The 1,972-nt window shown below is 73.2% G+C and carries 3 protein-coding genes; all 3 read left to right on the top strand.

Annotation, left to right across the window (positions count from 1 at the left end; all coding sequences use genetic code 11):
• Positions 1–133 precede the first annotated feature (133 nt).
• Positions 134–1,312, top strand: coding sequence for an NAD(P)/FAD-dependent oxidoreductase (locus AOK17_RS47300; protein WP_055618793.1), 1,179 nt, complete (start codon positions 134–136; stop codon positions 1,310–1,312).
• Entirely contained in the window at positions 1,309–1,617 is a 309-nt protein-coding gene (locus tag AOK17_RS47295) for a (2Fe-2S)-binding protein (protein WP_055618792.1), read from the top strand. Before AOK17_RS47300 ends, AOK17_RS47295 begins: the two co-directional genes overlap by 4 nt.
• A partial coding sequence (locus tag AOK17_RS47290; protein WP_157881563.1) for an FAD-dependent oxidoreductase occupies positions 1,610–1,972 on the top strand: 363 nt, incomplete at its 3' end. The genes AOK17_RS47295 and AOK17_RS47290, both read left to right, overlap by 8 nt.

The following is a 1,972-nucleotide window of genomic DNA, read 5'->3' as shown; positions in this document are numbered from 1 at the left end:
CCCGCGCCCCTAAAGGGGCGCAGGTTGCCGCACACCTGAAGGGGCGCCGGTGATCGGAGCATCGCGGCGCGCGCTGGTGGATCCAAGCCGGCGCACCCTTGGCCCGTCCAGAGGTATGTGACATAGTACTGGCGTGACCAAGTCGCTGACCTGCGATGTTGTGGTCGTCGGGGCCGGAATGGTCGGGGCGGCCTGTGCTTTGTACGCGGTTCGGGCGGGGCTGAGTGTCGTGCTGGTGGACCGGGGGCCGGTGGCCGGGGGTACGACCGGGGCAGGTGAGGGGAATCTGCTCGTCTCGGACAAGGAGCCGGGGCCCGAGCTCGAACTCGCCCTGCTTTCCGGGCGGTTGTGGGCCGATCTTGCCGCCGGGACCGGAGTGGCCGGGGCCGTCGAGTACGAGGCCAAGGGTGGAGTCGTCGTGGCGTCCGTACCTGAGGGGCTCGCGGCGCTGGAGCGGTTCGCCGTCGGGCAGCGCTCCGCCGGTGTCGAGGCCGTGTCCGTCGCCGCCGGTGAACTCCATGAGCTGGAGCCCTACTTGGCGGAGGGGCTCGCGGGCGGGGTCCTCTATCCGCAGGACGCCCAGGTGATGCCGACACTGGCCGCCGCCCATCTCGTACGGCTCGCCCGCGCGGCCGGTGCCGAGTTGCGGACCGGGTGGACGGTCACGGAGGTACTGCGTACGGCGGCCGGGGCGGTGCGTGGAGTCCGTACATCTCATGGTGATGTGCACGCGCCCGCCGTCGTCAACGCCGCCGGGACCTGGGGCGGGGAGCTGGCCGCGCTGGCCGGGGTGTCCCTGCCCGTGCTGCCCCGGCGCGGATTCGTCCTGGTCACCGAGCCGCTGCCCCGCCGGGTGCGGCACAAGGTGTACGCCGCCGACTACGTGGCCGACGTGGCCAGCGACTCGGCCGCGCTGCAGACCTCCCCCGTGGTCGAGGGCACGGCCGCGGGACCGGTGCTGATCGGGGCCAGCCGGGAACGGGTCGGCTTCGACCGCTCCTTCTCCCTGCCCGTCACCCGGGCGATCGCGGCGGGGGCGACCCGGCTGTTCCCCTTCCTGGCGGAGGTCAGGGCCATGCGCGGCTACCTCGGGTTCCGTCCGTACATGCCCGACCATCTGCCCGCGATCGGGCCGGACGCGCGCGTGCCCGGGCTCTTCCACGCGTGCGGGCACGAGGGCGCGGGCATCGGACTCGCCACCGGGACCGGCCACTTGATCGCCCAGGTGCTGGCGGACAAGGCCCCCGATCTGGACCTCGTGTCCTTCCGCCCCGACCGCTTTCCGGATCCGGTGACCGAGGAGGCTCCGTGACGCCCCGCACTCCGCTCGACCTGGTCGACGCCCGGCCCGGACCCGCCTTCACCGTCACCTTCGACGGCCGGGAGATCGCCGTCCTGCCCGGCCAGACGATCGCCGCCGCGCTCTGGTCGGCGGGCATCACGTCCTGGCGTACGACCCGGGGGAGCGGCGAGCCGCGCGGTGTCTTCTGTGGCATCGGGGTGTGCTTCGACTGCCTGGTGAGCGTCAACGGGCGGGTGAACCAACGGGCTTGTCTGGTCCCGGCCGAGGCCGGGGACGTGATCCGCACGCAGGAAGGGACCGGCCACCATGACTGAACGACGCCGCCTCGCGGTGATCGGCGCCGGCCCCGCCGGGCTCACGGCCGCCCTCGCCGCCGCGGCTCGCGGTGTGCGGGTGACACTGGTCGACTCCGCCCCGCAGGCGGGCGGGCAGTTCTACCGCCAGACCGCGCCGGGGCTCGGGGCCCGCCGTCCGCAGGCCCTGCACCATCAGTGGCGTACCTGGGAACGGCTTCGGGACGGACTCGCGGCGCACATCGCCGCGGGCCGTGTCACCCATCTGACGGATCATCATGTGTGGTTCGTGGAGCGGCAGTCCGGCACCGCCGCCGATGACACCGGTCAAGGATCCGGCTCCTTCGCCGTCCACGCTCTGCTCGGGCCCGAGCAG

It is taken from the genome of Streptomyces phaeochromogenes (assembly GCF_001418655.1).
In the GTDB taxonomy this organism is placed as follows: Bacteria; Actinomycetota; Actinomycetes; order Streptomycetales; family Streptomycetaceae; genus Streptomyces; species Streptomyces phaeochromogenes.
Note: the sequence above shows the minus strand (reverse complement) of the source record. Positions and strands in the feature narration are given on the sequence as shown.